The sequence below is a fragment of the Mesorhizobium kamtschaticum genome, from assembly GCF_056174585.1.
The window spans coordinates 244,969-268,224 of record NZ_CM149691.1 but is presented as its reverse complement, the minus strand read 5'-3'; the positions used below and the strand labels follow the sequence as shown (position 1 = coordinate 268,224).

At 62.0% G+C, this 23,256-nt stretch carries 21 protein-coding genes and 2 pseudogenes; 10 read left to right on the top strand and 13 right to left on the bottom strand.

Annotated elements, in window-relative coordinates; genetic code table 11:
- The first annotated feature begins 106 nt into the window (after positions 1–106).
- Both AC0V7N_RS01265 and AC0V7N_RS01260 read left to right on the top strand, forming a co-directional pair.
- Complete coding sequence (locus tag AC0V7N_RS01265) at positions 107–1,288, top strand: glycosyltransferase (protein ID WP_475453991.1); 1,182 nt, start codon at positions 107–109, stop codon at positions 1,286–1,288.
- Between the two features lie 134 nt (positions 1,289–1,422).
- Positions 1,423–3,701 (top strand): annotated as a pseudogene (locus AC0V7N_RS01260) (NADP-dependent malic enzyme).
- A 6-nt stretch (positions 3,702–3,707) separates the two neighbouring features.
- On the opposite strand, the gene AC0V7N_RS01255 reads toward AC0V7N_RS01260, so the two are convergent.
- The 4 genes from AC0V7N_RS01255 to AC0V7N_RS01240 form a co-directional block, all read right to left on the bottom strand.
- The gene (locus tag AC0V7N_RS01255) at positions 3,708–3,866 is read right to left on the bottom strand and encodes a PD-(D/E)XK nuclease domain-containing protein (RefSeq protein ID WP_475460155.1); all 159 of its coding nucleotides are present in this window, start codon (positions 3,864–3,866) and stop codon (positions 3,708–3,710) included.
- Between the two features lie 20 nt (positions 3,867–3,886).
- A complete protein-coding gene (locus tag AC0V7N_RS01250; RefSeq protein WP_475453987.1) occupies positions 3,887–4,882 on the bottom strand; it encodes a PD-(D/E)XK nuclease domain-containing protein in 996 nt (331 codons plus the stop codon).
- A gap of 12 nt (positions 4,883–4,894) precedes the next feature.
- Positions 4,895–6,070 (bottom strand): Piwi domain-containing protein, encoded by a 1,176-nt coding sequence (locus AC0V7N_RS01245; RefSeq protein WP_496627661.1) that lies wholly within the window; start codon positions 6,068–6,070, stop codon positions 4,895–4,897.
- Between the two features lie 71 nt (positions 6,071–6,141).
- On the bottom strand, positions 6,142–7,179 hold the full coding sequence (locus tag AC0V7N_RS01240; protein ID WP_496627660.1) for a hypothetical protein: 1,038 nt from the start codon (positions 7,177–7,179) through the stop codon (positions 6,142–6,144).
- A gap of 308 nt (positions 7,180–7,487) precedes the next feature.
- Here AC0V7N_RS01240 and AC0V7N_RS01235 point away from each other — a divergent pair, with 308 nt between their 5' ends.
- The gene (locus tag AC0V7N_RS01235; RefSeq protein WP_496627659.1) at positions 7,488–8,573 is read left to right on the top strand and encodes a diguanylate cyclase domain-containing protein; all 1,086 of its coding nucleotides are present in this window, start codon (positions 7,488–7,490) and stop codon (positions 8,571–8,573) included.
- A gap of 24 nt (positions 8,574–8,597) precedes the next feature.
- Here AC0V7N_RS01235 and AC0V7N_RS01230 read toward each other — a convergent pair whose 3' ends face one another.
- A complete protein-coding gene (locus AC0V7N_RS01230; protein ID WP_475453979.1) occupies positions 8,598–9,488 on the bottom strand; it encodes a LysR substrate-binding domain-containing protein in 891 nt (296 codons plus the stop codon).
- A gap of 134 nt (positions 9,489–9,622) precedes the next feature.
- Between AC0V7N_RS01230 and AC0V7N_RS01225 the strand changes: the two genes are divergently transcribed.
- Both AC0V7N_RS01225 and speB read left to right on the top strand, forming a co-directional pair.
- A complete protein-coding gene (locus AC0V7N_RS01225) occupies positions 9,623–10,729 on the top strand; it encodes a polyamine ABC transporter substrate-binding protein (RefSeq protein WP_475453977.1) in 1,107 nt (368 codons plus the stop codon).
- A 45-nt stretch (positions 10,730–10,774) separates the two neighbouring features.
- The gene (speB, locus tag AC0V7N_RS01220) at positions 10,775–11,734 is read left to right on the top strand and encodes an agmatinase (RefSeq protein ID WP_475453975.1); all 960 of its coding nucleotides are present in this window, start codon (positions 10,775–10,777) and stop codon (positions 11,732–11,734) included.
- A gap of 21 nt (positions 11,735–11,755) precedes the next feature.
- Here speB and AC0V7N_RS01215 read toward each other — a convergent pair whose 3' ends face one another.
- Entirely contained in the window at positions 11,756–12,457 is a 702-nt protein-coding gene (locus AC0V7N_RS01215) for an antitoxin Xre/MbcA/ParS-like domain-containing protein (RefSeq protein WP_475453973.1), read from the bottom strand.
- Between the two features lie 262 nt (positions 12,458–12,719).
- Positions 12,720–13,711 (bottom strand): annotated as a pseudogene (locus AC0V7N_RS01210) (adenosine kinase).
- A 248-nt stretch (positions 13,712–13,959) separates the two neighbouring features.
- Here AC0V7N_RS01210 and AC0V7N_RS01205 point away from each other — a divergent pair.
- Positions 13,960–14,877: a DMT family transporter gene (locus AC0V7N_RS01205; protein ID WP_475453969.1), complete on the top strand. Its 918-nt coding sequence runs from the start codon at positions 13,960–13,962 to the stop codon at positions 14,875–14,877.
- Between the two features lie 90 nt (positions 14,878–14,967).
- Positions 14,968–15,666, top strand: coding sequence for a sulfate transporter family protein (locus tag AC0V7N_RS01200; protein WP_475453968.1), 699 nt, complete (start codon positions 14,968–14,970; stop codon positions 15,664–15,666).
- 9 nt (positions 15,667–15,675) lie between these two features.
- Here the strand turns inward: AC0V7N_RS01200 and AC0V7N_RS01195 are convergent, their stop codons facing one another.
- The 5 genes from AC0V7N_RS01195 to AC0V7N_RS01175 form a co-directional block, all read right to left on the bottom strand.
- Positions 15,676–16,479 (bottom strand): isocitrate lyase/PEP mutase family protein, encoded by an 804-nt coding sequence (locus tag AC0V7N_RS01195; protein ID WP_475453966.1) that lies wholly within the window; start codon positions 16,477–16,479, stop codon positions 15,676–15,678.
- Positions 16,480–16,553: 74 nt separating this feature from the next.
- On the bottom strand, positions 16,554–17,366 hold the full coding sequence (locus tag AC0V7N_RS01190) for a hypothetical protein (protein WP_496627658.1): 813 nt from the start codon (positions 17,364–17,366) through the stop codon (positions 16,554–16,556).
- A 117-nt stretch (positions 17,367–17,483) separates the two neighbouring features.
- Positions 17,484–18,143: an HAD-IA family hydrolase gene (locus tag AC0V7N_RS01185; protein WP_496627657.1), complete on the bottom strand. Its 660-nt coding sequence runs from the start codon at positions 18,141–18,143 to the stop codon at positions 17,484–17,486.
- On the bottom strand, positions 18,143–18,628 hold the full coding sequence (gene dut / locus AC0V7N_RS01180) for a dUTP diphosphatase (RefSeq protein ID WP_475453960.1): 486 nt from the start codon (positions 18,626–18,628) through the stop codon (positions 18,143–18,145). The genes AC0V7N_RS01185 and dut overlap by 1 nt, the downstream gene beginning before the upstream one ends.
- A gap of 96 nt (positions 18,629–18,724) precedes the next feature.
- Positions 18,725–19,195: an Lrp/AsnC family transcriptional regulator gene (locus AC0V7N_RS01175; protein WP_475453958.1), complete on the bottom strand. Its 471-nt coding sequence runs from the start codon at positions 19,193–19,195 to the stop codon at positions 18,725–18,727.
- Between the two features lie 113 nt (positions 19,196–19,308).
- Here AC0V7N_RS01175 and AC0V7N_RS01170 point away from each other — a divergent pair, with 113 nt between their 5' ends.
- From AC0V7N_RS01170 to AC0V7N_RS01160, 3 genes are all read left to right on the top strand, one after another.
- Positions 19,309–19,557: a DUF6356 family protein gene (locus AC0V7N_RS01170; RefSeq protein ID WP_475453956.1), complete on the top strand. Its 249-nt coding sequence runs from the start codon at positions 19,309–19,311 to the stop codon at positions 19,555–19,557.
- 15 nt (positions 19,558–19,572) lie between these two features.
- Positions 19,573–20,370, top strand: coding sequence for a class II glutamine amidotransferase (locus AC0V7N_RS01165; RefSeq protein ID WP_475453954.1), 798 nt, complete (start codon positions 19,573–19,575; stop codon positions 20,368–20,370).
- A gap of 319 nt (positions 20,371–20,689) precedes the next feature.
- Positions 20,690–22,063: an amidase gene (locus tag AC0V7N_RS01160; protein ID WP_475453952.1), complete on the top strand. Its 1,374-nt coding sequence runs from the start codon at positions 20,690–20,692 to the stop codon at positions 22,061–22,063.
- Here AC0V7N_RS01160 and AC0V7N_RS01155 read toward each other — a convergent pair.
- On the bottom strand, positions 22,057–23,130 hold the full coding sequence (locus tag AC0V7N_RS01155; protein ID WP_475453950.1) for an NAD(P)/FAD-dependent oxidoreductase: 1,074 nt from the start codon (positions 23,128–23,130) through the stop codon (positions 22,057–22,059). The genes AC0V7N_RS01160 and AC0V7N_RS01155 overlap by 7 nt on opposite strands.
- Positions 23,131–23,256 lie beyond the last annotated feature (126 nt).

Sequence of the window (23,256 nt, the reverse complement as noted above, 5' to 3'; positions counted from 1 at the left end):
AGGGGAAGACCGCGCCATTGCCGTCATTGGCGGACATAGCGGGTCGGCATTGCAAGTGGAACGGCGGCCGGCATAATCATCCAACAGGTTCGATGGGATGCGGTCGATGGACAGGCTTGGTCAGGAATCATACGAGGAGATGGTTGGGGCGGCCGGCTCGCCGTTCGACCGCCTCAGGCGGCGTGCCGGCCATAGGCTCGGCCGTCTCAACCAATCGCTACACAAGCGCTTGCCGTTCCTGCTTCCCACGCGCGGCCCGCTGTCCGGCCTCGACGGAGGCATGAAAGTCGCGGTCTATGTGCTTAGCTATGATCCGCTGCTGGTCTACATGCCGATCGGCGGCCAACGGCCGCTCGATTCGATAGCCACGATCGGCCGTCACTTGGCCGCGCGCCGCGCCGCATTCCTGTTGATGCCGTGCTGGACGCTCGAACGGCCGCACGTCATCGCGAGATTGGGCGAGGATCTTGCCTGGTACCGTCAGCGTTTCCCGCTGCACGAGCTGATCTTTCTCTGCAACACCGAGGAGGAGTGTCGACTGGTCACCGCGGTCGGTGGCACCGCTATCTTCTCCAACCATAATCTGATGGTTTCGGAGGACATCTTTCGGCCGTTGCCGGATGTCCCCGTCGAATTCGACGCCGTCTATAACGGCCGCATCTCGAACACCAAGCGCCATTATCTCGCCTTTGACATCGAAAGGCTGATCCACATCGCCATCTCGATAGGCGAGTTGCCGCCGGCTGGCGACCGCGCCTTTTTGAGGCGCCTGCAGGCGCAGTCGCCGCTGCATCGCATCGCCAACCCGATCGTCAATGGTCTGACTGGCCGGCTGACACCGGAGCAAGTCAATCTGGTCTACAACCAGTCCGCTGTCGGGCTTTGCCTGTCGGCGGCGGAGGGGGCGATGTGTGCAAGCATGGAATATCTGCTGGCCGGATTGCCAGTGGTCAGCACGCCAAGCATCGGCGGCCGCGACGTCTATTTCGATCCTGACTATTGCATCATCGTCGAGCCCGAGCCGGCAGCGATCCGGCGCGCTGTCGAAACCCTGCGCGACCGTGCCATTCCGCGCGAGGAAATCCGCGGTCGCACGCTGGCGAAGGTGCGGCCGCAGCGGCTGGAACTGATGGCGTTCCTGTCGGGACTGCGCGAGCGTATGGGAAGCAAGGAGCCTCCGCTTTCGCAATGGCCTTTTCCCGGGACCGGGTCGTTGCGGCGATGGATGACGGCACGCCAGCATGCGCGTGAACTAAAGGCTGTCGGTGTAACCGGTGGCGGCTTCTGACCAGCTTCATCCGCTTTGAATCTGCTTTGCTGGGCTTGGCGGTTTACAGCAATTACCTGTAGCCTTAAGCCGGAAGCTCAAAAGACATGGTGCCCAGCTCAAGGGTGCCGCACCGGTGAGGAAATCAAGATATCATGGCCAGGAAAACCGAGAACAGCGGTCCGTCCGTCAGCGCGCAGGAAGCGCTCGAATTCCACGCCATGGGTCGCCCCGGCAAGCTGGAGGTCGTCGCCACCAAGCCGATGGCCACCCAACGCGATCTGAGCCTCGCCTATTCGCCTGGCGTCGCGGTTCCTGTTCTGGCCATCGCCGAGGACCCAGCCGCGCCTTCGACTACACGACACGCGGCAACATGGTCGCCGTCATCTCCAACGGCACCGCCATCCTTGGCCTCGGCAATCTCGGCGCGCTGGCCTCCAAGCCAGTGATGGAAGGCAAGGCGGTGCTGTTCAAGCGCTTCGCCGATGTCGATTCCATCGACCTCGAGGTCGACACCGAAGACGCCGACGAGTTCATCAACTGCGTGCGCTTCCTTGGCCCGTCCTTCGGTGGCATCAACCTGGAAGACATCAAGGCGCCGGAGTGCTTCATCATCGAGCAGCGGCTTCGCGAATTGATGGACATCCCGGTCTTCCACGACGATCAGCACGGCACCGCCATCATCTCGGCCGCCGGCCTGATCAACGCGCTGGAAATCACCGGCCGCGACATGAAGACCACGAAAATGGTCTGCAATGGCGCCGGTGCCGCCGGCATCGCCTGCATCGAGCTGATGAAGGCGATGGGTTTCGCGCCGGAAAACATCACCTTGTGCGACACCAAGGGCGTGGTCTTCCAGGGCCGCACCGAAGGCATGAACCAGTGGAAGTCTGCGCATGCGGTCAAGACCGAAGCGCGCAGCCTCGCCGAGGCGCTCGACGGCGCCGATGTCTTCCTCGGCCTCTCGGCCAAGGGCGCACTGACCACCGCCATGGTGCAGTCGATGGCCAAGAACCCGATCATCTTCGCCATGGCCAATCCGGATCCCGAGATCACGCCGGAGGAAGTGGCCGAAATCCGCACCGATGCCATCATGGCGACCGGCCGTTCGGACTATCCGAACCAGGTCAACAACGTGCTCGGCTTCCCCTACATCTTCCGCGGCGCGCTGGATGTCAGGGCAACCACCATCAATGACGACATGAAAATCGCCGCGGCACGTGCGCTCGCCGAACTGGCGCGCAAGGACGTGCCCGACGATGTCGCCGCCGCCTATCAGGGCAACCGGCCGAAATTCGGCCCCAACTACATCATCCCGGTGCCGTTCGACCCGCGCCTGATCTCGGCAATTCCTCTTGCCGTGGCCAAGGCGGCGATGGAGTCGGGCGTCGCCCGCAAGCCGATCCTCGATCTCGACCGCTACGCGCAGGAACTGTCGGCCCGCCGCGACCCGATCGCCTCGACCCTGCAGCGCATCTACGACCGCGTGCGGCGCCAGCCCAAGCGCATCGTCTTCGCCGAGGGCGAAGAGGAGCAGGTGATGCGCGCCGCCGTCTCCTATGTGAACCAGAAGCTCGGCACCGCCATCCTGCTCGGCCGCGACGATGTCATCAAGGAAAACGCCAAGCACGCCGGCATCGACCTGAACAAGCAAGGCATCGAGATCATCAATGCCCGGCTGTCGCGCCGCAACGGCATCTACACCGACTATCTCTACGAACGCATGCAGCGCAAAGGCTTCCTGTTCCGTGACTGCCAGCGCCTGATCAACAACGACCGCAACCACTTCGCCGCCTGCATGGTGGCGCTAGGCGATGCCGATGGCATCGTCACCGGTGTGACCCGCAACTACTCGACCGCGCTCGACGACATCCGCCGCGTCATCGACGCCAAGCCCGGCCACCGCGTCATCGGCGTGTCGATCGTGCTGGCGCGGGGCAAGACCGTGCTCGTCGCCGACACCGCCGTGCACGATATGCCCAACGCCGAGCAGATCGCCGACATCGCCGAGGAAGCGGCAGGCTTCGCCCGCCGCATGGGTTATGAGCCGAGGCTCGCCATGCTCGCCTATTCCACCTTCGGCCATCCGCAGGGCGAGCGCTCCGAGCGTGTCCAGGAAGCCGTGCGCATCCTCGACAAGCGCCGCGTCGATTTCGAGTATGACGGCGAAATGGCCGCCGACGTTGCGCTCAACGCGCGGGCCATGTCGCAATATCCGTTCATCAGGCTGACCGGCCCGGCCAATGTACTGATCATGCCGGCGTTCCACTCAGCCTCGATCTCGACCAAGATGCTGCAGGAACTCGGCGGCTCGACGGTGATCGGCCCGCTGCTGGTGGGGCTGAACAAGCCAGTGCAGATCGTTTCGCTGAATGCCAAGGACAGCGATATTGTGAACATGGCGGCGATTGCGGCTTATACGGCGGGGACTTGAGGAACGTCACTTACGTTGCATCTTTAACGGGCGCGGCAAGATGATGGCTGCCGATACCCCTCTGATGGCCTCAAGCCCCGCTCTCAACTCATCATGCTGCTCGGTCTGAGCACAGTCGTCCCAGATGAAAACAACGATATTGTCGTATGTGGTCGGCTTGCTCAGATAGAGACTCGCATCGGCCCCTATTTCTTCGATGATCTCAGCATTTCTTCGATGATCTCAGCGCAGGCCCGTTGCCCCGCTTTTCGCATAAACTTGACTTCGATGATAGTCCGTAGGGATGGAATACCCAAGTCTGCTCGTGGGTTCTTATGCCCTATTGACGGTAGATTCTCTTCGTCCTCAAGATCGGACAGAACTGGTGCCAGTATCGCCCAAAGCAAGTTCTGAACATGATACTCGTTCTCAATATCCCATTTTGCTATTGCCGAATTTGGAGTACGTTTTGCTAACTCAAATGTCCAAAGGCGCATGGAGCGCGAAATTCGTTCCAGCAGGACGATCAGGTCTCCTCTCGTCATTGTTGCAACCGCAATATGACTAGATCTCGTAAGAGTATATTCAAACAAGGCGAGTCGAGCCGCGTCTCGTGCGGGGCCGGAGCCATGCGGTTCAAACTTCGCCGTCATATTCCAGCCGTTCTCAAGGTCATCGCTATGGAGCTTGCCAATGCCCTTAGCTACAAAGGCTACCGCAAGGTCAGCGGGTACGATCCTCATCTCGGCCTCGCCAATGCTAAGGCGTGCTGCTCTAACCAGCCCGAGTTGCCAAGGGTCGCTAGAAACTTCATTTGTGGACCGTTTCAGCAGATCCTCTAGCCATTGGTGATCCTCGACACCGGTCGCAACGCCGAGCGAGACTCCAAGAAGCGCAATTCCGTCTACTTCAAATCGCAATGGCCGACCTGGAACAAAGAAGGAGCGGCCGCTTAAGTGAGCGATTTCGTCGTGCATCAATTGGGTTTCTTGCGGAGTAAGCAATGCGCTCGCAGCGCCATAGCCAAGCGCTGCTACATGTTCCGGATGACGCATCTGTCCGGTTAGGCTAGATACTTCCTCGATGTACTTTCTGAGCGAGAGCTCATCAGACCGGATCCAAGCTCCGAATGCGCCGACATGACAAGGTAGGTTGTTACTGATTCCAACCTGCCTTAGCAGCGTAGCGCGTATGTCCGTCAAGCTAATCATCGTCTACAGAAACCACAATGTTCGACCAATTTGCCCGAACCTTACAGCTTCGGCATCCCAGCCTGCCACGGCGCTTAAGCCAGCGAGGCGCTCCGCAATGAGATCTGAGTAGCGAATGGTGATTGGGAACGATTCGGGAGATAGCATGCGCCACGAATGCCCCGAAAATTCAAAAGCTTGACGAGCAAGATAGGTCATATCGGTAAAGGTCGACAGCCGGTGGAGTTTCAGGAGGCAAGGCCGTGGCATCCCATCGCCCACTTGCTTAAGCTCAGACGCACCAGAAAATACGATCAAGGATTCGTAGTCACCCAGCTTGAGATGAAGACCACGCGCAGGACCGAGAACGCCCTTCTTTGGGTCTCGGTACCCAATGCCTTTCTGGGTGTTGTCAAAGATAAGGTATGGATGGCTCGGCGCTATATGCACGAATGCAAAAGTGACATTCTCTAACTCTAAGTCGTCCACCGTTCGTTTAATAGCTTCTGCCTCAGTGTCCTTGGGAGGCTTGAACATATGAAATACAAGTCGAACTTTGTCGGTACTCCGCCAATTGTCCTGCTTGCGAACAGTCGTGATCGACCGTTTTAGCGTTTCGTACAGGGCGCCAGCATATTCCTCGTACGGGACCACGGCTGTGCGGTCGCTAAGGAGGTAGCTTCCATCACTTGAGAAGACCGTCGTAATGCCGACAAATCTTTGTAATGAGCCAACGCGGCTGTTAGCGACCGAATGCGACCCCAAACCAATCACCAGTTCGTGTGCCACGGTCTGTTGCGAGGCCAAGAGCCAAGGAGTGCCGCCTAGTTTGGCATAGGTGGCAAGGCTCATGTGATTCATCGAGAAAACCAGTTGGCTGTCCGCTTGATCCATTGTTTCGAGGCGTACACTCTGAACAGGAACGTCGCGCTTCAGGAATACGGATTTTGTGGCGTAATAGGGATTCGAATCGTCATCGAAGGTCTTGAACTCCTCCTCGATTTGAATGAGAGCCAAATTCCATTTGAATCCCTCATCGGTCGCAAGTGTTAGCGCTGCTCGGCTCGCCGTTAAGTAGTCGTCAGCCTTCGCGCTCGTGGCGGTGAAGAACGTTACGCTAGGTTTTTCGAGCGCAAACCGACGCGAGAATCCGTCGCCGTAGCGAGCGGTACGGTTTTGTCCGGTCAAAACGTCGGGCATGCCGTCCAGAAACTTCGCAATGAACCGGTCGACCTGGCCTTCGTGTCTGGCCTGGCAGATTACCGCGATCCTCAACTGCTTTGGGCTGAATGTTCGTTGATCGTATGGTCCGTTTTTTTAATGCCGCGTTCGTTCCAATCGTCCTTGCGCGTCCCGCTCGGGTCAAAAACCAAGATCGGTTTCGGAATCGTCTCAGTGACAGGAAAACCGCTGTCGCCTGAAGAGAACATTGGGCCAATCACAAATCTCGCCCCGGGGATCGGTTCGATCGGAACTTTTTCGCGCAGATATTTCAGCGCCTCTTCGATTTGCTCCTTTCGTCCGGGTCCTGAATGAAACAAATCTGCAGCAGCGTCAGCTTTCGTCAGTACTGATGATGCATTGATACCAAGTATACGATTGACGCATTGGTCAAATATTTCACCTCGAGCTTCAAGGAAAGCTAAAGCGGCTGGGACTGTCGAGTATCCTTCGATGTGATCATCGAGTACGAGATTTTCACCGCTGATCGCGGTCACCTTACCAACCAGTCGTCGCCTATTCATTAGTCGAGGGTCATAGTTAGGCTCTTCTATTTGTACATATCTCCCAAGAGGCGAGATGCCGAGGGCCATGAGTTCGGCGCAAGTTCCTTGAATAAGGTTCTTGATGCGCGCCTCGCATACAAGGCCCAGCGTTCGCTTGTCGCTCGAATAAATTGTCCGTGTGTCGAAGCGCAGCTGTGTGCGCCTTTGCATCCATTGCGGCAGATCGGCGTGCAGGACGAAGCCTCGCGATGCAGCGCCGATAACGCTTACCGGCCTGTCAGAGAGAATGTCCCTGACCCCGCTAAAGGCTCTAACAAGCGCTGCTGATAGTAACGGCGGCCAAAGCTTTTGATTTTTTTCGAGGTCAATTTCTTCCTGAATGTTGCCAATGGGTTTTTGGCCCGCAACAACCGGAACGTCGAGAATGATATCGTCTGTTCCATCACGCCGGAAAACATGCGTTTCACGAAACTCGTTGCGAAGAGCATCTAATTTATCGCGCTCATAGGGCTGGCGACCAACCAGTACCGAAGTTTCCCCCACCATTTTGAGAGGCGCGAAATTGACAGTATATTTCTTCATGGCGCTTTCAATTGGCGGTGAATTTTGGGGTTTCTTATTCTAAGTTTCTGCCGATTCTTCTGCCAATTCAATTGGCAGCTCGATTTCATCAACATGGCGGCAATCGCGGCCTGTACGGCGGGCATGTGACGAACAGTTCGCGCAACTGACGCGCGAGCCAACGATCTAGCTCTTCGAAACGCGGCGATGCTCAAAACGCCGTCAGCCCCCATAACATATTGATAAGATTCAGCTGATATAGGGAAGCTCTTGCCGCATGCCGTAACGGCATCCACGGCGCGCTCAGACCGCCAAATGGGGGTGCGGCCATGAAGCATGACGGAGTTTCTGTATCCGTGGTCGGCGAGCGAGCCTACCACGACGAGCGATTGGATGCTTTGCTCAGCATCACCGGCCGCATGGACGGTTATCTCTACCGTTGCCGCAACGACGCGTCCTACACCATGCTCTATATCAGCGACGGCATTTTCACCGTCAGCGGTTATCGGCCGAGCGATTTCATTCACAACGCGGTGCGCGACTATGTCTCGGCCATCCACCCGGATGACTTGCCCTCGGTCTACGCCGCCGTCGATGCCGCGCTCGAGGCGCGCTGCAACTGGAACGTCGACTACCGCATCGTGCCCCGGGTCGGCGAACCGCTCTGGGTCCGCGAGATCGGCGGCGGTGTCTGGGACGAAGCCGGCGAACTCGAATTCCTGGAAGGTTTCGTCGTCGACATCAGCGACCGCAAGGTGGTCGAGGACCTCAACGCCCATCTGCTCCTGGACCTGAAGACGGCCAATGAGGAACTGTCGGCGCAAAAGCGCGAGATCGAGGTGGCGAAGCAACAGAGCGACCATTCGGCCAACCACGATGCCTTGACCGACCTGCCCAACCGGCGTGCCTTCCACAACGAGCTCAAATCGGTGGTCGCCCGCTGCGGCGCCACCGGCGAGGCAGCCGGACTGCTGTTCATCGACCTCGACCGGTTCAAGGAAGTCAACGACACGCTTGGCCATGAGGCCGGCGATGCGCTGCTGCAGCGTGTGTCGAGCCAGCTTCGCTCGATCCTGCGCAGCGCCGATTTCGTCGCCCGGCTTGGCGGTGACGAGTTTGCCTTCCTGTTCTCGGCCGACACCGATCTGGCACAGCTGAAGGCCGTACGCGTCGCCGAACGCATCCTGGAAAGGTTGCGGATCAAGGTTCCCACACCCAATGGCGCCATCCAGGTCGGCTGCACCGTTGGCGTCGCCATGTATCCGGCGGAAGCCGGCGATTGCGAAGCGCTGATCGCGCTCGCCGACCGGCTGATGTACATCGGCAAAAAGAGCGGCCGCAATCGGTTGGTCACCGCCAGCGAAATGACGCCGCAACAGCCATCGTCGGGGCCTCACCTTCGCAAGACTGCCTAGGGCCGTAAGAGGCCTGCAAAGCCCTCAGACCAGGCCCATCGCCTGCTTGTGGCTGCCGATCTCCGCCAATAGCCACTCGCGGAACCGCTTGATGCCGGCCGAGCCGCGATGGCCCGGCTTCTGCTGCAGGCAATAGCTTTCGGGAATCGCGTGCCTGACGGGAAACGGTGCCACCAGCTGGCCGCTGGCCAGCAGGTCCTGCGCCATGACGTTGTCGACCAGCGCGACGCCGCCGCCATTGACCGCCTCGCGCACGGCCAGCGCCGGGTCATGGAAGATCGGACCCGATTTCGCGTCGACCTTCAGGCCTTCGGTCTCGAACCATTCCTCCCACCAGGCGGTGGTGTTCTCGTGCAGGAGCCTCTGCCCGGCGAGATCGGCCGGTGTCCTCAGCGCATTCGGACCGGCAAGCAGGGCTGGCGCGCAGACGGGAAAGATCACCAGTGACACGAGCTGCAAATAGTCCGCATTGCCGGCATCGGCGGTGAACAGCACGCGCAGATCGGCGCTTGGATTGCCGCCCCGGTTCTGATCGTCATGGATCGACACGTCGAGTTCGAAATCCGGGTTCGCCGTGCGAAAACGCGGCAGGCGGTCGGCGAGCCACAGGTTCATGAAGGTGGCGTTGATCGACAGCGAAGCGCGCTTGGCGGCAACGGGGCGGCCATGGCTGCCCATCTCTTCGGTGGCCGCCTCGATCGACCTGAAGGCGGTGGACAGCCGGCGGGCAAAATGGGTGGCTTTCGGCACCAGCGTCACCTGGCGGATGCCGCGCTCGAACAGCTCGATGCCCAACGCCTGTTCCAGCGAACGGATATGCCGGCTCACCGCCGAGGGCGTCAGCCGCAACTCGTCGGCGGCCTCCTTGAAGCTGTGCAGGCGCGCCGCCGCTTCGAAAGCCCGGATCGCATTCAACGAAGGCAGCTTCATGGGGCATGAGACAAAACTTCAGATGAGTTTTTGTCAAGTATGGCGGACAGAAATGCCGTTTGTCGGACTGTGCCGAACCAGCAATTCTCGCGCGATCCGAACCCCTGGGAGACCGCGCCATGCGCCATCTTGTCACCCTTGCCGCATCGATGATCGCCCTGTCCGCCTGCGCGCTGACGGGGAGTGCCCGGGCCGGCGAGGACAAGACCGTCAACATCTACTTCTGGTACGATTACGTGCCGGCCGACACGATCGCGCAATTCGAGAAACAGACCGGCATCAAGGTCGTCTACGACACGTTCGATGCCGTCGAGATGCTGACGACCAAGGCGCTGACCGGGGGCTCCGGCTATGATTTGATCATGCCGGGCGCATCGATCGTCGGCCAGTACATCAAGGCCGGCGCCATCCAGAAACTCGACAAGGCAAAGCTCCCCAACGCCGGCGGTCTCAATCCCGACATCATGGCCTTCCTGGCCAGGCAGGATCCGGGCAACGCCTACGCGGTGCCCTATGCCTATGGCACGACGGGCATCATCTACAACAAGGCTAGGATTGCCGATCGGATGAAGGACGCCCCGCTCAACAGCCTCGACATGATCTTCAAGCCGGAGGTGGCGCGAAAATTCCAGGATTGCGGCATCGCCATGGTCGATTCCCCTGAGGGCGTGATGTCGATCGCGCTCAACTATCTCGGCTTTAACCCGTTCTCGACCGATGAGAGCGAGATCAGGAAGGCAGCCGATCTGCTGACCGCGATCAAGCCTTACATCAGGCATTTCAAATCCGGTTCGATCATGAGCGAGATGGCGGCCGGCGATCTCTGCCTGGCGCTTGGCTGGAGCGGCGACGCGATCGGCGCGGCGACCAAGGCGGTGGACGCCAAAAGCGGCGCCGATATCGGCTATTTCATCCCCAGGGAAGGCACGGAAATCTTCTTCGACGTCATCACCATCCCGGTCGATGCGCCGCACCCCGAAAACGCCGAAGCGTTCCTGGATTTCCTGATGAAGCCGGAAATCGCCGCCCGCTTCACCAATGCGACGCTCTACCCGAACGCGGTCGAGGCGGCGGCGCCGATGATCGACGAGACCGTTCGCGACAATCCCGACATCTATCTCTCCAAAGAGACGATGAAGCATCTGTTCGCCGCCCAGCCGCGGGACCAGAAATCGCTGCGCCTGGTCACGCGGCTGTGGACCGGCTTCACCACCGGAACCAACTGACCCCCGGCCTGCTTTGGCCCCCACTCCAGAAAAGATGTGATCGATATGCTTGAATCCCTGCCACGTTCGCGCCAGACCGACGATGCCGTTTTCGGCAAGAACATCTATGGCGGCTCGCACGAGCCGGTCTATGGCGGCGTGCTGTCCTTCATGCGCCGGCGGCTGACCCGCAACCTCGACGGCGTCGATGTCGCCGTGTGGGGCATTCCGTTCGACGCCGCCGTGTCCAACCGGCCGGGCGCCCGCTTCGGCCCGCAAGGCGTGCGGCGCGCCTCGGCCATTCTGGAAGGCGATCCTCAATATCCTTTCCGCGCCGATCCGTTCGAAAAGCTGGCGGTCATCGACTACGGCGATTGCGGCCTCGATTTCGGCCGGCATGACGAAACCCCTTGGCAGATCGAGGCGCAGGCCAGTGAGGTCGTCGATGCCGGCGTCACGCTGCTGTCCATCGGCGGCGATCATTACGTCACCTGGCCGCTGCTCAGGGCGCATGCGAAGAAGTATGGGCCGCTGGCGCTGGTCCAGTTCGACGCCCACCAGGACACCTGGCTCGACGAGGAGAAGCGCATCGACCATGGCTCGTTCGTCGCCAGGGCGGTTGCCGAGGGCCTGATCCTGCCGGAGCGCTCGATCCAGGTCGGCATCCGCACGCATGCGCCGGACAGCTGCGGCCTCGAAATCCTGCATGGCGAGGATGTCGCCGAGCTCGGCGTGGCCGGCGTTGTCGAACGCATCAAGGCGCGTGTCGGCGATGCCAGGACCTATCTGACCTTCGACATCGACTGCCTCGACCCGGCCTTTGCGCCGGGCACCGGCACGCCGGTCGCCGGTGGTCTGTCGTCACGCGAGGCGCTGATGATCCTGCGGCGTCTGGGCTCGCTCGATATCGTCGGCGCAGATGTCGTCGAGGTGGCGCCGGCCTATGACCATGCCGACGTCACGTCGATCGCCGGTGCCGCAGTGCTGCAGCACTATCTTGGCCTGCTTGCGGAGAAGAAAGGCTAGCCCGGAGGGTGCGCGCCGGCTTCAGTCCGGCGCGAATACCCGCGCCGCCTCGACGACCTTCTCGATCTGGTCCTGCCGCAGCAGGTCGATCGGAATGCGGCCGTCGAGCTGCGCGGCCGGCCGCGTCAGCCACAGCCAGGCCAGCCTCGGATTGCCGATCAGAGACTGCACGTCGCTGATGCCGGCCACCGGCCTGCCGTCGACGAATTGCGCCAAGGGGAAAACGTGCTTGCGCCCGCCCTTGCGCAAGGCGATGACGTCGCCGCGCCTTTGCCAGCGATGCAGGGTCGAGCGGGCGATGCGCAAATTTTCTTCCAGATAGGTCGAGCCGGCGACGCGGCCGGCCCAGTCCTCGATCAGCATCGATTCGAGGTCGTCGGACTGCGGCGACGGCGGAAGCGGCTCATCGGCCAGCAAAGCCGTCGACGGATTTGTGGTCCCGGCAGTGCCGGCTTCGCTGCGGCGCGCGGCTTCCGCCGCCAGCGCGCGCACGAATTTCGAGGCAAGGCCGGGAAGATCGGCATGGATGGCGTCGATGGCGCGCTGGTGCTTCGGCGACAGCAAGGTGACGGCGGATGCTATGCTGCCGGCGATCTTGCCGACCGAGACCACGGTGGATTGGTTGATGGCCTCGTCATAATGGGCAAGCGCGCGTTCGACGTCCTCCGCGACCATATCAGCGAAGTCGTCCTGTCTAAGACCGGTTGTCTGAAATCTGCTCATGCATCTGCTTCCGGCCGCGCGCGCTCCCTCAGCCGCGGCCGATTGCTGAATTGCTAGTGCGGAAAACGGAAATCATGGCGGCAACGGATCGCGCCGCCCGACAGCTTGCTGTCTTGCATTTTTCAACATCCCATCTGAACTGCGGGCGCCCCGAAATGTCAGTCACGGGACGCTCTCGATTTCGTGTAGGAGCGATATGTGACAATCACGCGACGGTGAAGTTGCTGATCTCCCCCACAAGGGGGGAGATCAGCAGTTGTCCCTACAGCAACCCGGCCAGTTCCGCCTCGCGGCGCAGATTCTGCCTTGGCCTTGGGCCGATCTGCTGGATCACCAGGCCGGCGGCCAGCGAGCCGAGGTCGCCGCAGGTCTTGAGGTCGCGGCCTTGCGTGTAGCCATGCAGGAAGCCGGCGGCGTAGAGATCGCCGGCGCCGGTCGTGTCGACCAGTTCCCGGATCGCCGTCGCCTGGACGACCACGGTCTCGTCGCCGCGCACGATGACCGAGCCTTTTTCGGACCGCGTCACGGCGGCCATTCTGCAGTCCTTGCGGATCTTGCCCAGCGCCTCGTCGAAGGACGATGTCTGGTAGAGCGACTTGATCTCGTGGCTGTTGGCAAAGACGAGGTCGACCGTGCCGGAGCGCATCAGGTCGAGGAATTCGTCGCGGTAGCGGTCGACGCAGAACGAATCCGACAGCGTCATCGAAACCTCGCGGCCCGCCGCGTGCGCCAGCTTCGCCGTCTGCCGGATCGCTTCTTGGCGCGCGGCGGATCCCACAGATAGCCTTCGAAATAGGTGACTTTCGCGCCGGAGGCCTTGTCGGCCTCGACATCCTCCGGGCCGAGTTCGATGGCGGCGCCGAGATAGGTGTTCATCGAACGCTCGCCGTCGGGCGTGACGAAGATCATCGAGCGCGCCGTCGGCGGTTCGCCCTTGAGCGGTTTGGTGTCGAAGGCGACACCCTGGGCATGGATGTCATGCGCATAGATATCGCCCAGCGCATCGTTGGAAACCTTGCCGAAGAAGGCGGCGCGTCCGCCGAAGGAGGCGACGCCGGCCGCCGTGTTGCCGGCGCTGCCGCCGGAGGCCTCGATCGCCGGGCCCATGCGGCTGTAGAGCAGTTCGGCGCGCTGCGTGTCGATAAGGTTCATCGCGCCCTTGATGATGCCGTTGGTCTCGAGGAATTCCTCCTCGCACTGGGCGATGATGTCGACAATGGCATTGCCGATGCAAAGCACGTCATAATCCGGCATCAATATCTCCGCCAAAAACCCGAGCCGGCTTCTTGCCACGCTGGCCGGGCGCGGGTTTAGCGATTCGCGACGGCTTTGCCTAGGGTATGTTGAGATTCAGGTGATGCCGGCCTGACCTGAATTGCAACACACCCTGGAGCGAGACAAGCCAGGTGCTACGACAATTCGATCGTGGCCGAAACATTTCTTCCGGGTGTCGCTTACAAGCTGGCTCTGCCGATCATCTCTCGAAGGGCGAGCCAGTCCCCATGTCTGCAAAGAACGGGCCGACCAAAAACGACACGACAACCGACCTGGCATTGCTCGGCGTGCTGGCCGTGCTGTGGGGCGCTTCCTACACCTTCATCAAGATCGGCGTCGAAACGATCCCGCCGGTCACCTTCATCGCCGCCCGCACCTTGATCGCCGGCGGCATCCTGTTCGCCATCATCCGCTGGCGCGGGCTCGCCATGCCGCGCGATGCGGCCACGTGGCGCCGCTTCGCCTTCCAGGCCTGCCTCAACAGCGTCATACCGTTTACGCTGATCGCCGCGGCCGAGCGCTCGGTCGATGCCGGCCTCGCCACCATCCTCAATTCCACCTCGCCGATCTTCACTTTCGTTTTCACCGCGCTCATCACCCGCCATGAGCCGGTTACGGTGCGCAAACTGATCGGTGTCGGAGCGGGCATTGCCGGCATCTGTTTCATCGTCGGCACCGAGGCACTGGGTGGTCTCGGTCACGAACTGTGGGCGCAAATCGCCATCGTCGTCGCAACGATCTCTTACGCCGCTGCCGCGATCTTCGGCCGTGGCTTCAAGGGCCTCGATCCGATGCTGCCGGCGGCAGGCTCGATGCTGTGCGGCGCGGTCATGCTGGTGCCGCTCAGCCTGGTGGTCGACCATCCGTGGACGCTCGCGCCCTCGACGGCATCGATTCTGGCGCTGCTCGGCCTGTCGGTGTTCTCGACGGCGCTCGCCTTCGTCATCTATTTCCGGCTCATCCACACGCTGGGCTCGGTCGGCACGACGTCGCAGGCCTATCTGCGCGTGCCGATCGGCGTCGGCATCGGTGCTGTCTTCCTCGGCGAAAGCCTGGGGCCGACGGCATGGCTGGGCATGGGTTTTGTCGTGGTCGGCGTTGCGGCCATGACCATCCCGGTTAGAAAGCCAGCGTTTGCCCGATAGCGATACGCGCTTGTGCTCGCGACCCGCGCTGCCTATCTCGGGGGCGTTCCGCCTTCCGGCGGTGTCCGCTGACCCGGGGGTTGAAGCACGGTGATTTTCGACGCTGCCCGCACTGCGGCCCTTGAGCTGCTCTCGCCGCCGTTTCGTGCCGTGTTCATCAAGACGCTGGGCCTCACCGTGCTGGCGCTGGTTGCCCTGTGGTTCGGCCTGACCAGCCTTGTCGAGTGGCTGGCCCTGCCGTGGCTCCAGACCCTGTTGCCCGGCATACCGTCCTGGGCCGGCTGGCTGGGCGGCATCATCGCGGCAATCGCGCTTGCCTTCGGCATGGCCCTGCTCGTCGCGCCGGTGACGGCGGTGATCGCCGGCCTGTTCCTCGACGATGTCGCCGAAGTGGTTGAGCGCACCGACTATCCACGCGACCCGCCCGGCCGTGCCATGCCGGCGCTGCGCTCGCTGGTGCTGGCGATAAAATTCCTCGGCGTCGTTATAGCAGGCAACATCGTGGCGCTCATGCTTCTGCTGGTGCCGGGCATCAACATCGCCGCCTTCTTCATCGTCAACGGTTACCTGCTCGGCCGCGAATTCTTCGAATTCGCCGCCATGCGCTTTCGCGGGGAGGACGAGGCCAGGGCCTTGCGCCGGCAGTATGCCGGCACGGTCTTTCTCGCCGGGCTGGTCATCGCGGCCTTCCTTGCCGTGCCGCTGCTCAATCTGGTGACGCCGCTCTTCGCCGCCGCCATGATGGTGCATCTGCACAAGGCGGTTTCGGCGCGCGAAAGCCGCCGGTGACAGGCCCTCTCACCCCGGGGATTTGCCGAACAGCGCCTGCAACTTGCCGAACGGCATGGCGGCGCGGGTGAAGCCGAACGTGCCGTCCTGCTGGATCTCACGCGCCGCCGTCTCCAGCATGCCGTAGGCGAAGTTGGTCAGCCACGGGCCGAGCGAAATGCGCTTCACACCAGCCATCGAAAGATCGGCGATGGTGAAGCCCGGTTTCGCCATGACGTTGACCGGTTTGCCGACCGCCGAGCAAACCGTGCGAACCATCTCGACATCGCCGATGCCCGGCGCATAGAGCACGTCGGCGCCGGCCTTCTCGAAGGCCTGCAGCCGCTTGATGGTGTCGTCGAGGTCGGATTTGCCCCAGAGAAAATTCTCGGCGCGCGCCGTGAAGACGAAATCGCGTTTCAGCGCCCGCGCCGCTTCCACCGCCGCCGCGACACGCTCGACCGCGTGGGCAAAATCATAGATCGGCTTGTCGGGGTCGCCGGTATGGTCCTCGATCGAGCAGCCGGCAAGGCCGGCCGCTTCCGCCGCGAAGATGGTTTCGGCGGCCTGCTCGGCGCTGTCGCCCTTGCCTTTCTCGAGGTCGGCCGAGACCGGCAGGTCGGTCGCCGCCGTCACGTCACGGCAATGGTGGATCATCTGCTCGAAGGTCACGGCGCCATCCGGCAGGCCGCGCGAAAAGGCAAAGCCGGCGCTGGTCGTCGCCAGCGCCTTGAAACCGAAGGAACCGAGCAGCTTGGTCGTGCCCGGATCCCAGGGATTGGGCATGACGAAGGTCGAGGCATGCAGGTCGCGAAAGATCTTGCCCTTGTCCATGAATGCTCCCCATCACAAGTGTTGGGGCGGATGCTATCGCGCTGTCTCTAGTCGGGCAAACGAATGCGCTTGGTTCAGAAGCGTTTCTCGTTCTCTGCTGCCAATTTCTCGAACGCGTCGGAATCCGCGACGTAGCGCGCCGCCGTTTTGTCCCAGTGGTAGGTCACGGAAATGTCGGTGGAGGCGGCCTGTGGGGGCGTTTCGCCGCAATCCTCTTCGTTCGGCTCGGTCTTGTCGGTTATGGTGGCCTTGATCGCCGCATAGGGTTGGCCGTCGCTCAGCGACCGGAAAGCCAGGTTCTGCGAACGTTTGTAGGAACAGACATTTTCGTCGAGCGTGTAGATGATGTCGATCAGTTCGAAACGGTCGCTACGCACCAGAATGACCGGTGTCGACAGATAACCCTGGTTGGAATTGAAATGCGTGCTGGAGGTCATCAAGGCATCGTCATCTGCGCCCAGGGAGAGTTTGCCGGGACTGCGAAAGAAGCTGAAACGGTCGGTCGCCACATTGACTGCATCGAGTAACTTCGGTTTGCCGGTGAGATCGTAAAGCGCCAGCACGGCATAGCCCTCGGCGCTGTCCGGCGACTCGCCAAGGTCGACCAGCATGGCCAGCCGGTCCTTGCCGCCGGCCTTCATGGCAAGCACGCCGGCGCTGAAAACGCTCGATGCTTCCGGCGGCGAGGTGTCATTGTCGGGACCGGCGATGTGTCGCATCTCGATCGGCGAGGAGCCGACAAAATAATCATCCTTCGCCGTCAAATCCGGGATGAACATCCGGACAAGATCGGCATAGGTGGTGTCGGCGTGGCCCACGATGGATTTGCCGAGGTCCGGGTTGGCGGCGTCTTCGGCGCCAGCCGTGCCCCACAGCAATGGCAGCACCAGGCAGGCGAAGGCGAGGCGATGCAGAATCCTGACATGCCGAATGTCGTCCCCGCCGCAAGCACCGGCAAGCTAGCATAGCTTGCAAAGCCATACAGCCGCCCGTCGTCCGGCAAATCAGTGGATTGGCACCAGCCCTGCCAGCTCGCGCATGTCGTCGAACAGGATGCCGCCGGCCTGGATCAGGCCATCGCGGTCGGAATAGGGGTCGCCGTGATAGGAAAATACCCGCATCCCGGCGGCTATGCCGGCCTGCGTGCCGGCGACGCTGTCTTCGATGACGATGCAATCGGCGGGCGCGAAGCCCATGGTCTTGGCCGCATGCAGGAACAGGTCCGGGAACGGCTTGCCGCGCCCGACCATGGTCGAGGAAAACATCGCATGCTCGAACAGCGGCAACAGCCCGGTCTGGCCAAGCGTGATGTGCATCTTCGAAATCCTGGCCGAGGTGGCGACGCAATAGGGGATGCCGGTCGCGCGGACCGCCTCGATGAACTCCCGCACATAGGGGATCGCCTCGACGCCATGGGAAAACAGGTCCGGCAGGCCGGCATTCCAGCGATCGACGAAATCGGCGCCGAGCCGAACCTCGGTCTGCTCTTCGATTTCCTTCTGCACCGAGAGCATGCTGCGGCCGGAGAAATTCTTGCGGCGATATTCGAAGCTCGTCGGATAGCCAGCAGCCGTCAGCCACTCGGCAAGGCGCCGGTTGGCGAGGTTCTCCGTGTCGACGAGAATGCCGTCGCAGTCGAAGATCACAAGTTTCGGAATTCGCATCAGGCGGTGCCGGTCGATCCGAACCCGCCCGAACCACGCGCCGTGCCGCCGGCGAGCGAACGCTCTTCGACGGCCGCCTGCGTCACAACAGCGAAAACGATCTGGGCGATGCGCATGCCGCGCGTCACCGCGAAATCCTCATCGCCGAGATTGATCAACAGCACCTTCACCTCGCCGCGATAGTCGCTGTCGACCGTGCCAGGCGAATTGAGGACGGTAAGGCCATGTTTGAAAGCCAGGCCGGAGCGCGGCCGCACCTGGCCTTCCATGCCTTCGGGGATTTCCAGGATCAGCCCGGTCGGCACCAAAGCGCGTTTGCCCGGCAGGATCAGCAGCGGCCGGTCGTCGGGCACAGCCGCGCGCAAATCCATGCCGGCGGCGCCGACGCTTTCATAGGCGGGGAGGGGTAGTCCTTCGGCGTGCGGCAATCTGACGAAGCCGACGGTCGGACCGATGACGGAGGAGTTTTGGAGGGCTGCGCGCATAAAATCGATCCTATCGGCGCGATTGCCGATTCGGTCAATTCGCCCACGCCGCTATCAACGGCTTTCTTTCAGGCATCACTATGACCTGAGCACATCTCAGCGCAGTTCCATCGGAACAACCGTCGTCTCCTTGATCTCCTCCATCACGAAAGAGGCGGAGACATCGGACAGCGCCACCTTGGCGATCAGCCGCTGATAGAGCCGGTCGTAGGCCTTCACGTCGGCAACGCGGGCGCGCAAGACATAGTCGAGGTCGCCGGACATGCGGTAGACGCCGGTGATCTCGGGAAAACCGGTCACCGCTGCCCGGAATTTCTGCAGCCAGTCTGGATCATGGTTCGACGTGCGGATCAGGATGAACACCGACAGGCCAAGTCCGAGCTTTTCGGCATCGACCAGCGCCACGCGGCCGGTGATGACGCCATCCTCCTCCAGCCGCTTGACGCGACGCCAGCAGGCATTGCGCGACAAGGCCACCCGTTCCGACAGCTGGTCGACCGACAAGGTGCCGTCGCGTTGCAATTCGGTGAGCAATTTTCGGTCTATTTCATCGATGTCTAGGGCCATGTTGGGATGTTTGTCCCATGGAATGGCAAAAGACAAGGATATTTTGAGACCGATGAACCGGCGAAGCGTGTCAGGATACTCATATCGGAACGCAAGCGCTGAAGGGGACCTCAATGTCGCTCGCAAGGATATTCACCTCTCATCCGGCCAAGGTTGGCGAAACCTATTTCGGCCACATGGGCTTTGCCGCCTGGTTTTCCTCGCGTTTGCTGATGGCGGCGGGCGCCGCGCTTGTTCACGCCTTCTTGCCATTTCTCTTCGAGACTACCGCCAGCCGAATCGTCCGCGAGCTTTACGAGCGGACGCACAACAGAGGCACACACGCGACCAGGGAGCCTGCGGCTCTTCTGGATCGCGCCTAGAGGACGATAGAAGCGATGTGCCGGTGGGCGGCCTATCTCGGTGAAGCGGTCTTTCTCGAAGACATTCTGACCGCGCCCTGTCACTCGCTGATCGCCCAGAGCCATTGCGCCCAGGAGGCGAAGTCGCCGACCAATGGCGACGGTTTTGGCCTTGCCTGGTATGGCGACCGGCCGGAACCTGGTCTCTATCGCGATATCCTGCCGGCCTGGTCCGACCCCAATCTGAAGAGCCTTTGCCGGCAGATCAAATCCGGCCTGTTCCTCGCCCATGTGCGGGCCTCCACCGGCGGCGCCACCAGCCGCATGAACTGCCATCCCTTCATCTCCGGTCGCTGGTCGTTCATGCACAATGGTCAGATCGGCGGCTTCGAAAAGATCCGCCGCGCGCTGGAGAATTCGCTGTCCGACGCCGTCTTCGACCAGCGCGAAGGCACCACCGATTCCGAACTCTTCTTCCTGCTGATGATCGACGAGGGATTGGCTAGCGACCCGCAAGGCGCGGTATCGCGCGCCACCAGCCGCGTGCTCGAAGCCTCGCGCCGCGCCGGCCTCGAACCGGCGCTGAAACTCACCGCTGCGTTTTCGGACGGGCAGGCGCTGCACGCGGTGCGCTACGCCACCGATGCCCACGCGCCGACGCTCTACACCGCGGTTTTCCGCAATGGCGGCCGCTGCGTCGTCTCCGAGCCGTTTGATCGCGAGGGTGGCGACTGGCAAGCGATCCCGCCATCGAGCTTCGTCACCATGACTGGGGAGGGCATCGCCATTCGGCCTTTCGCGCCGGCATCGGCCAGACTGGCACTGGCAGTCTAATTGCAAATTGGGGCAACGCCGCGGGCCAGCGTCCCCCCTCTGTCCTGCCGGACATCTCCCCCTCAAGTGGGGAGATTGGCAGTTTCGCCTACCGCGCCATTCTTTCAACGTCTGAGATCGGGCGAAAGCCGTCATGACATCTGATCTCCCCCCTTGAGGGGGAGATGTCCGGCAGGACAGAGGGGGGCGACATAGAACGCCGACCTCGCTGGCGCAATTCCGATCAAACGCGGCTAATCTTCCGATGCTCAACTCCGCTTGAAGTCGCGCCGCTGCCCACCATTTTCCAGGCAAGTGCGGCCAAGCCGGAGCCTTGATCGTGAATCCAGTCTTCTCCTCAACCGTCGATCTCGCCGCCGCGATCCGCAATCGCAAAATCTCCGCCATCGAAGCGCTCGACGCCCATCTGGCGCAGATCAACCGGCACAACGAGGCGATCAACGCCGTCATCTCGCTCGACAGGGAAGGGGCGCACGAGCGCGCCAAAAAGGCCGACGCGACACTCGCACGCGGCGCCACGCCCGGACCGCTGCACGGCGTTCCCTTCACGCTGAAGGACACGCACGAAGCCGCAGATATGAAAACCACGGTCGGCTTCCTGCCCTTCGCCGATTATGTCGCCAGACACGACAGTCCGATCGTCGCCAGGCTGAAGGCGGCAGGCGGCGTGCTGATGGCCAAGACCAATGTCGCCACCATGCTGTCGGACTGGCAGTCGAACAATCCGTTGTTCGGCCGCACCGGCAATCCATGGAACCTTGAACGCACTGCCGGCGGGTCCAGCGGCGGCGCCGCAGCGGCGATCGCGGCCGGGATGACGCCGTTCGATGTCGGCACCGACATGCAGGATTCGATCCGCCTGCCCGCCGCCTTCTGCGGTGTCTATGGGCTGAAGCCGACGGAGCATCGTATCTCGCTGGCCGGCGCTTTTCCCGATCCGGGTGGTGCGGCGCGTAGCGTGCGGCTGATGTCCTGCCTCGGACCGCTGGCGCGCAGCGTGGACGATCTGGCGTTGATCTATCGGATCATCGCCGGGCCGGACGGACGCGACACCGATCTGGCTCCGGTGCCGGTCGAGGCCATGCCAAAGCTCGACCTGAAGGCACTCCGCATCGCGTTCGCGCCGTCCTTCCCCGGTTTCCCTGTGGCGGGCGACATCAGCGCCGCGGTCGAAAATCTCGCCGCGCAGCTGCAATCGGCCGGCGCGATCGTCGAGGAAGCAAAACTGCCCAAGCTCGATCTGCACGACGATCTTGCCCAAGGCGGTGCGCTGATCGGCACGATGATGGAGGCCACGCAACCGGAAGCGCAGGAGCAACCGACGTCAGTCTCGCGCTGGTTCGAGGCGCTCGCCCGCCGCGACAGCTCAATTCTCGCGTGGGAACAGTTCTTCGAAAACTGGGATGCGCTGCTCTGCCCGGTCGCCATGACCACGGCCTTCCCGCATTGCGAACCGGGCACGCCGATCAAGGTCGACGGTAGGGAACAGAGCTACTGGATGCTGCCGGCCTATGGCGCTGTCTTCAATTACAGCGGCCACCCAGCACTTTCGATGCCGTGCGGACAGGATAGCGATGGCCTACCGATTGGACTGCAACTGGTCGGCAAACGCTGGTCGGAATCGCGGCTACTCGGTATTGCGGCGGCGATCGAGCCGCTCACCGGCGGCTTTCGCCGCCCGCCGGGTTATTGAGCGAAGCGCGACAACCCATAGGGCGAAAGCAGCGGATCGCGCTCGCCGTCAAGGATTTCGCGGGTGGCGAACAGGCCGACGGCCGGCGCCAGCGTGATGCCGGAGTGCATGACGGTGATATAGAGGCCGTCCATGCCCTCAGTGCGGCCGATGATCGGAAAGCCGTCGATCGGATTGGGGCGATAGCCGATGGTGTGGAAATCGAGTTCCAGCCCGTCGGCGCCGCGCAACGCTGCCTTTGTGACCGCGAACAGCGCGCGGGCGGTCGCTTCGGCGTCCATACCGGGATCGCCGCCGGCGAAATCCGAACCGGCGATGATGCGGCCCTCGGCGGTCTGGCGCATGTGCAGCCTCTCGGCGTGCACCAGCCCATTGAGCAGCTTTTTGTACGGCCGCGAATGGACGATCAGACCCGGCGGCGTCTCGATCGGCAGCTTGATGCCGGCCGTCGCGGCAATGGCCGGGGCGCCGACGCCAGCCGCGATCACCACCTCATCGGCGGCAATCAGCCCATGTGACGTGTCGACGCCGGTAATGCTGCTGTTTGTGATTGCCAGTGCCGAGACGGTGCTGGCAATGACCCGCGCGCCGTGCCGTTCGGCATCCGCCAGCAGGGCCTTGGCCGTCGCAACCGGTTCGGCCACACCTTCCTCCGCGACATAAACAGCGAATTCGGGAGGCTCTACGAGGTTGGGCTCGATGTGCGCCGTCCGCTCGCGGCCGACGCGTTCGATGCCGTAGCCCCATGAAGAGTGTTCGGCCGCGAAGGCTTCGAGCCGGTCGGCCGGCAGATCCCAGCATAGTCCGCCGCACCAGGCGAGCGGCAGTCCTGGCAGCTCATCCGCCAGCCGCCTCCACTCGGCCATGGCGCGGGTGCGCAGCCGGAAATAGATCTCGGGGTTACCCCAGCTGGCGTTGATCCAGGCAAAGGAGTTCGGCGTGGCGACGCCGCCAGGCGCGCTATCGGCTATGACCGTCACCTGCGCGCCAGCCTTGGTCAGATGCCAGGCAATGGAAGCGCCGATGATGCCGGCGCCGATGACGATCACTTGTTTCGCCGCAGCCATGGTCGCTCCTCAACTCATGCCCCTCAGGGATAGTTCACTCCACTGCCATTCCTGTGCCCACTTGCCAACATCGGGCAGTGCAAAATGTGCTGCTTGACAATAATACGTACGTACGTATTATTACGA